Source organism: Pedobacter sp. 01T416_2 (assembly GCF_056398925.1).
The window spans coordinates 1-7,011 of sequence record NZ_JBFTQI010000274.1 but is presented as its reverse complement, the minus strand read 5'-3'; the positions used below and the strand labels follow the sequence as shown (position 1 = coordinate 7,011).

The following is a 7,011-nucleotide window of genomic DNA, read 5'->3' as shown; positions in this document are numbered from 1 at the left end:
GGATCGTCATTCCCAACTTGATTGGGAACCACGGAGTGCTCATGAATGCCTCTGAAAAAAGGAAAACTTATAAGTAATCGTAATGCAAGCGCTTTAAGATTCCCGCCTGTGCGGGAAAGACGACCACTCTATTGGAATCTGTCATTATCAAATTTCAAGTTTTTCTTCGTTGTAAGCTTTTACCTTACTATCGATAGCGATGAAACGTTCCCTAGCGGGAAGTTCGAAAGCAGCTGAAAAATTTTATGGAAAAGAAATAGCCACAGGGACCGTCGGATGTTACTGTGATATGATCACTCTAGAATACCTCAAAACCAGTATTTAGCAACAACATATACACAGCCAGGTAACACACTAAAAATGCTGTCGATAAGGCAAAATAGCGGGTTACCTTATGACTGCCTTTTTTAAAGGGAAGGAGAAATAAGATATTGAACATTTCAGACAACAATGCACATATAAAATTCAGGCATACCATTACGCAGCTAAAGGCCACTACAAAAATGGCTGGCTGGATAACAATTCCTGAAGGAAGGCCATAGAGTGCACCCATCATAAAACTAATCGGAAGAATAATCGAAGCATATTTTAATCCCGATTTAAACTGTAAGAGAAAGTACTTGCCGAGTTTCGGAAGCGGCGTTTTTGTTTTCGCTGGTTTTAATTCTTTTTCAACAGCAGGGGCTTCCAATGCCTCATCTAAAGCTGCTTCATTTGTTTTTCGTTTTTTGCCCTTCTTTTGTTTTTTATAACGGGGCCACCAGATTATAAAACCTGTAATAAAAAGTGCAAGGGGCATTAAACCGGCGATGATAGCGATAATCTGTGTTGGCCTGCCACCAAAGCTCCCATAATGGATTGGTGTTAACCAGCTAAGATAAGCATTGCCAACATTGGGGAAATCCTTCTGGCTGTTCAACATTACTTTGCCTGTATATTGATCAACAACGAGCATTTCTCTTTTCCCCACTTTAGGTAGGTTTCCGCTCACTACATCCAAACGATAAGTTCCTGTTTTGTCGGCCGGAAAAGCAATCCCGCCAATATAACCATTAGGCATTTTTTCTTTAGCTGCGGCAACAATCTGTTTAAGGGGAAGTGGTACCGCCTGTGCATGCCATGCCGATTTAGCGCCTAATAATTGGGCTACGCCTTGCGGCGATTTTCCGCTTAATAAAAAAAGAAAAGGGATTACCAGGGTGGAGAAAGTAATGGAAAAACCCGTGAGACTTAGTATGGCCACAATAGACGACGAGTAAAAGCCCAGCGAATTGTGCCAATCGTAATTCTGGCGTTTAAATGAGCCCCTAAACCTTACGCTAAGTGCCGATTTTAGCTGTTTCCATTTCTTTGGGATCCATAAACGCAAACCTGAAATGGTTAAAATTAAAAGGCAGAGGGAAGCCAGTCCGCAGATATAACGCCCGGCAACAGGGATAAGCAATGTTCGGTGAAGTTCGGTAACCACATGGATAAAAGAGCTGGTATGGATTCTTTTACCCGTTGTTTTTCCGGTATATGGATTAATAAAAGTTTCTCCGCCACTTTTTGAATTCAGAACGCTGTAAGCTTCATTGGGGTTTTTGAAGTTGTTGAGCATCAGATAATCTATTTTCAGATCCGGATAGTTTTTCCTGATCAAGGGTACAATATCCTCAACGGGCATTTTTTGTTTCTTTGCAATTACCTCGAACAGGGTAGGATTCAGCGCACGGTCAATCTCATCCTGAAAAACCAAAATACTACCGGTAACACCTACAAAAGCTACAATTGCTCCTGCAATAATACCAACATAAAGATGCCATTTGCCAAACCACCGTTTCTGGTGTTTTGCCCAGTTTAGACTTTTAGGATTCTGTTCTGATTTCATTTTTGAGCGTTGCATTCCCTTATGCAGTATGATTGGTTTATGCCTACAAAGAAATCGTTTTAATTGCTTTTATCCAAATTATTTTTAATAAGTCTAAATAATGATTTAAATAAAAAAATTATATCTACATCCTAATAGATCCTTTATACTTTTTGCTTCGATAAACCTCAACAATACTGTAAATGCCTGGGCAGAGAAGGAGGTAAAGTTCACGTAGATAGCCCTGATGTGGTTTATTTGATGTTTCAGGGCATATTTTATTCACCAGCAAGGGTAAGGGCAAAAAAAACATTGTAAACGATCAAATTAGTGGTAGTTGCGGCTAGGTATTCTTCTGAGATTTATCCTAACAGCATGGATTGTTTTGTTATGCTCTAAACTAACCAAGAAAAAACCAAACAAAAAAACTAACCAACCAAAGATCAAGATTATGAAACAGGTATTACAAATGCACTTAAGGGTGCTCGGAATCGTTTTCATCTTACTGCAGTCCTATCATGTTTTTGCGCAGGTAAAAATATCGGGAAAAGTAGTTGATGCAGAAGGGAAAGTTCCATTGGCAGCTGCCACAATTACTGTTACAGGGGGAGCTGCATCCTCGGTAATGGCGGATGAGTCGGGTAAATTTACAATTGCCGTACCCAGTGGCGCATTGCTAAAAATTACAATGACCGGGTATAAAACTGTAACCGTTACACCTAAAGCGGGAAYGGTAATAGAAATGGTCTCTACCGCTATTAATTTAGGTGAAACGGTAATTGTCGGTTATTCAAAGCAAAAGAAAACGCTTTTAAGCGGATCTGTAGCTACAGTTAAATTTACAGACAAAGACACTGAAATCCCGACCACATCAGTAGGTAATTTATTAGCTGGCAGAATGTCTGGTTTAAGTGTTTCTACACCAAGTGGCAAACCAGGAGAACAGCCTAGTATAAGCATAAGAACATCAAGTTCATGGAATCCTGCCCCAACTTTATATGTAATTGACGGAAAAGTTACTAGCGACGCTGCAGAGTTTAATAATTTAAGCCCTAATGATATCGATGAAATAAGCATTTTAAAAGACGCAGCTACTACGGCTGTCTATGGTTCTCGTGCTGGTGGCGGTGTAGTAATGGTTACTACCAAACGCGGTAAAGCAGGTAAAGCAACGGTTAACTACTCGGTAAATACCGGAAAAGACGTTCGCGGAAATAACATGAAGCTAACCAATATTATGGAATGGGGCGATATTTACCATAGAATTGCAGGAGCGGCAGACAACGTTTGGACCCCTGCTGCACAAGCTTACTTTAAAGATACAGATTTTGGTGGTGGCAAGGGCTATGGTTTCAACGCCTTAAAAGATGTTTACGTAAACCCTTATATTACTACACATAATTTAAGCGCATCTGGCGGTACAGATAAGCTTCAATATTTTATCGGCGGTTCTTATGTGGATCAAGAAACATTTATCAAGAACACCAACATGAAAAAATATAATGTTAGGGCAAATATAACAGCTAACCTTACCAAAGATGTAGCGGTTTTTGCCGGCCTTAGCTTAAACAATAATAAATTTTCTGCCCCCCAAGGCGATTGGTCAGGAGATATGTATCCTAAACTCATGGTATGGCAACCTTATATGCCATCTTTTTCTGCCTCGGGTTTACCGGTAGATTATTTTTGGATTACCAACAAACCGGCTGAAGCAAATGGATTAGCAGGTTACAACAATTCAGAAAGCTTGAGTTCTATAGCTAACTTAAATTTAACCTACAAAGCGCCCTTTTTAGAAGGATTAAGTGCTAAAGTTGGTTATATAAAAAGTTTTAATAATAGCAATCAAAAAATATACCAACATCCTTTTACCTATTACCAATTGAAACAAATTGAGCCCGGCATTTGGGATTTAAATTCTAATGTAGGGCAGCGCCTTAGTTTCCATACGCCTAGTATACAAAAAAAATCAGCCTGGAATCAAGAGGATCAATTAAATCTTCAATTAAACTTTGATAGAAACTTTGGCAAACATCATGTAAATGCGGCATTGGTGTATGAGCGTCAAGAAAGGAAGTACGACGGTATAGATGCCACCATTAATGGTTTCCCTATTTATACTACCGACCAATGGTGGGCTTCTACTGGTGGCGGAGGTGTTGTAAATGGCACAGCTACAAAACAAATTAGTAACATGTATGGTTTTCTGCCAACAACAGGTCGTAAATCGTTTATCGGGCAATTTGCTTATGATTACGCAGACAAGTATATTGCTACTTTTGCTTATCGCTATGATGGTTCAGTATATTTCCCTAAAGATAAACGTTGGGGTTTCTTCCCTTCTGTATCTACAGCTTGGGTAATTTCTAAAGAAAATTTCTTTAAAAATGTAAAAGGAATTGAAGCCTTAAAAATAAGAGCTTCAGTTGGGCAAACAGGTAACGATTTTGTGCCAATAGACCCAAATGGGGCTAGGGATGATTTTAATGCTTTACGCTGGCAATATGAAGATAAATACGCAGCTGGCAACAGTGCAATTTTTGGCGACTCGCCTTCACTTTATCCAGGTATACAATATAGTGTATATCCGAATCCAAACATTACCTGGGAAAAATACTTGAACAAAAATTTTGGTGTTGATATCAGTTTCTTAAAACACTTTACGGCTACAGCAGAATATTGGCATACGCTTACCTATGATATTTTAAGCACTAAAATTCAATCTACACCCCCAACTTTTAGTCGCCCTTTACCATCAGTAAATTATGGCAAAATGAAAGCAAATGGTATTGATTTAAGTTTAAATTACAATAATAAAGCTGGTGAAGTTAATTACAATGTAGGCTTAAACTTTACTTATGGCGATTCTTGGTATGTTATAAGGGATCAAAATATAACTTACGATTATCAAAATTGGATAGGCAATGGTCGTTCTGCCAATTATATTACTGGCTACACGGTTGATCACATGCTTAGATCGCAAGCTGATGTTGATGCATTATTGGCTGCTCATCCGGGGTATAATTTCAATGGCCGTGTACCTAAACCCGGACAGTTTGCATATAAAGACTTTAATGGAGACAATACCATTAACGACCAAGACATAACAGTACTAAACAAAAGCAATAATGCAAAAGTATTGGGTGTAACCTTAAATGCGGAGTGGAAAGGATTAAGCATTACGGCTAATTTTAATGGTGCATTTGGTTACAAAAAATCTTACCGTGATTTGTCTGGGGGGGTAGAATGGAACAGGATGTGGCAACCATGGTACGATCAATCATGGACCCCAAATAACCCTAATAGCTCTTGGTTACCTGCTCGATACAGTGTAAATGATGAAGCATGGGCGGTTAATACTGCAGGTAGTGATTTTTGGTTGGCAGATGCAAGCTTTTTACGCTTAAAGTTTTTAAATGTTGCATATAATGTTCCTCAAAAATTGTATAAAAAATACGTAAACAACATCCGTTTTTATGTATCCGGATCTAACCTTTTTGTAATCAGTAAATTCAATAAAAAATTCTATGATCCTGAAATGCAGACTGGCACGTCTTTCCCAATTGTCAAATCATACAATGCTGGTGTTAGTGTAACTTTCTAAATTTTAACATTAAAAGGAAATCAAAATGAAATATCTAAATAAAAATAAATTTATCCTGTACATCGCCCTAATTCTATTAGGCTCGTCTTGTAAAAAAGGATTGGATTATCAAAATACGGCAACTATAAATCCAAGTAATGTATGGACAGACTCTGTTTTAATTAAGGCTTATTTAAACGATGTATATGGTGGCCTTATGCCCAGATGGGAACTGAGCGGTGGCGCAGATGCTGACGAAGGTATTAACGGAACCGGAGGAAACTTAACCAATTTTCAGATGGGTATAGTTGATGTAACAAAAAACTTCACTAATTTAAACTACACCTATATCGACAAAACCAATTATTTTATGGATCAATTGGCTGGTTTACCCGCATCGGTACTCAGTGCAAGTACCAAAAGCAGGTTAACAGGCGAGGCCAAATTTTGGCGGGCTTGGGCTTATTGGGAAATGGTAAGATCTATTGGTGGTGTGCCATTAATCTTAAAAACACAAAATCCTGACGATCCAAACTYGTTGAAAGTAGCACGTAGTAAAACATCTGAATGTGTTACGCAAATTATAAAAGATTTGGACGAAGCCGCTGCTGCTTTACCACCCAATTACACTGGGATTGATTACGGTAGAATTAACCGTGTAGCCGCACTTGGTTTTAAAGCAAGAGTGCTTTTATGGTATGCAAGCCCATTATTTAACCCTGCAAACGACCAAACGAGGTGGACAAATGCTTACAACGCGGCTAAAACTGCGGTACAAGCTGCAGATGCCGGAGGTTTTGGTCTGTTTCCAAACTACAAGTTAATTTGGTACTCGGCAAATAAAGAGCAAATTATGACTAGGCAATATTACTATCCTGACGCTTATATTAACTTTGCTGCTATTAGACCCCTTCCATTTACAAACGGAAGCACAAATAACAATCAACCAATATTATCATTATTGCTTGCTTATCCAAAACGTGATGGAAGCCCGATGCAATATGATAAAAATCAATTATCTAATGCTGCGTATAATCAGCAGTTTTTAACAGATTTTTATACCAAACGAGATGATCGTTTTTATGCAACCATATATTGTGGTGGTACCGTGTACCCTACGCCAGATATAAATACAATAGGTATGACAAATCCAAGATCTCGTACATACTGGCTGGCCTGGACATGGAAAGATACTGCAACACCAAGTACTACGGTTCCGTCAAGAGATAATACTTTATTCCAAGGTATTTCGCCACTTATCCAAAATGGAGATGAAAACTGTGCAACAGGATTTTTTCAACGTAAAGGTTTAGATACACTTATAGACAGAAATGCTTTAGTAGGTGTAGCTTCTGGTGCTAAAAGTTGGTTCTCGCCAATGCGTTATGCCGAGTTACTTTTAAACCTTGCCGAATGCGCAAATGAAATAGGCAAAAGTAACGAGGCGTTAACTGCTTTGTATGCCATTCGTCAACGTGCTGGTATTGCTGCTGGTGCTGGTTCTAATTATGGTATTACAGCAGTTTCTCAAACCGATCTTCGTACTGCGATTATGAATGAGCGCCAGGTAGAGTTTGCT

At 38.8% G+C, this 7,011-nt stretch carries 3 protein-coding genes; 2 read left to right on the top strand and 1 reads right to left on the bottom strand.

Features of this window, described 5'->3' with window-relative positions:
• Window positions 1-298 precede the first annotated feature (298 nt).
• Window positions 299-1,870 (bottom strand): PepSY-associated TM helix domain-containing protein, encoded by a 1,572-nt coding sequence (locus AC1DPQ_RS13115; protein ID WP_477578831.1) that lies wholly within the window; start codon window positions 1,868-1,870, stop codon window positions 299-301.
• 430 nt (window positions 1,871-2,300) lie between these two features.
• Here AC1DPQ_RS13115 and AC1DPQ_RS13110 point away from each other — a divergent pair, with 430 nt between their 5' ends.
• Both AC1DPQ_RS13110 and AC1DPQ_RS13105 read left to right on the top strand, forming a co-directional pair.
• A complete protein-coding gene (locus tag AC1DPQ_RS13110; RefSeq protein ID WP_477609655.1) occupies window positions 2,301-5,453 on the top strand; it encodes a SusC/RagA family TonB-linked outer membrane protein in 3,153 nt (1,050 codons plus the stop codon).
• Between the two features lie 25 nt (window positions 5,454-5,478).
• Window positions 5,479-7,011, top strand: a 1,533-nt coding sequence (locus AC1DPQ_RS13105) for a RagB/SusD family nutrient uptake outer membrane protein (RefSeq protein ID WP_477609653.1), incomplete at its 3' end; no start/stop codon positions are given.

Excerpts from the sequence above, each read along its gene's own strand:
- AC1DPQ_RS13115 (WP_477578831.1), bottom strand. The coding sequence starts at position 1,870 with ATGAAATCAGAACAGAATCCTAAAAGTCTAAACTGGGCAAAACACCAG.